The organism is Candidatus Symbiopectobacterium sp. NZEC135 (assembly GCF_025962695.1).
This window is the reverse complement of sequence record NZ_JAGFPF010000949.1, coordinates 1-821: the sequence shown is the minus strand read 5'-3', so window position 1 is coordinate 821 and position 821 is coordinate 1. Positions and strand designations below refer to the sequence as shown.

2 protein-coding genes are annotated in these 821 nt (G+C 56.5%); one reads left to right on the top strand and one right to left on the bottom strand.

What is annotated here, in order from left to right:
* A partial coding sequence (locus J5224_RS31650) for a dihydrofolate reductase (protein ID WP_264628939.1) occupies positions 1-235 on the top strand: 235 nt, incomplete at its 5' end.
* Between the two features lie 45 nt (positions 236-280).
* On the opposite strand, the gene apaH is transcribed toward J5224_RS31650, so the two are convergent.
* A partial coding sequence (gene apaH, locus J5224_RS31645; protein WP_264628937.1) for a bis(5'-nucleosyl)-tetraphosphatase (symmetrical) ApaH occupies positions 281-821 on the bottom strand: 541 nt, incomplete at its 5' end.

The following is an 821-nucleotide window of genomic DNA, read 5'->3' as shown; positions in this document are numbered from 1 at the left end:
GGAAGCGGCCGAAGGGGCGGAAGAGGTGATGGTGATTGGTGGCGGCAGTATTTATCAGCAAATGCTGCCCCAGGCTTCACGTCTGTATCTGACGCACATTGACGCCGAAGTGGAAGGTGATACCCATTTCCCGGAGTACGAACCGGATGCCTGGTCATCGGTGTTCAGCGAGTTTCATGATGCTGATGAGAAGAACTCGCACAGCTATTGCTTTGAGATTCTCGAACGGCGTTAACTGAATAGGCGCACGCGCGGGGCAATCTGGCCGCGCGTGTTTTACTTATTCTGCGCCGACTGCTGCCATGCCTTGTGCCAATGACGGCTGAGTAAAGATCCGCTTATCCTCCCAGCGCAACATCGTCAATTCGCCTCCCCAGCAGCAGCCCGTATCCAACGCATAAATGTTATCCGGCGTCCACTTTCCTTCCAGAGAGGCCCAGTGGCCGAATGCGATGGCGTAGCCCGGCGTTTCTGCATTCCCTTCTACGACCGGGCTGGGCAAGTAAAACCACGGCTTGAGCAATGAAGGTGCCTGTGACGGTGCCTCTTTGCATATCATGTCCAACTGCCCGCCTGAGAAGCAGTAGCGCATGCGGGTGAATACGTTGGTGCTAAAGCGCAGACGCGGCAAACCACTCAGTTCCGGGCTCCAGTGATTGGGCATATCGCCGTACATGGCGTCCAAAAACAGTGGATAGCTGTCGCTGCTGAGTATGGCTTCCACTTCCCGTGCGCACATTTGCGCGGTGGCCAGATCCCACTGCGGCGTTACGCCAGCATGGGCCATCACCAGTTTGAGATCGTCGTCGACCAGCATCTCC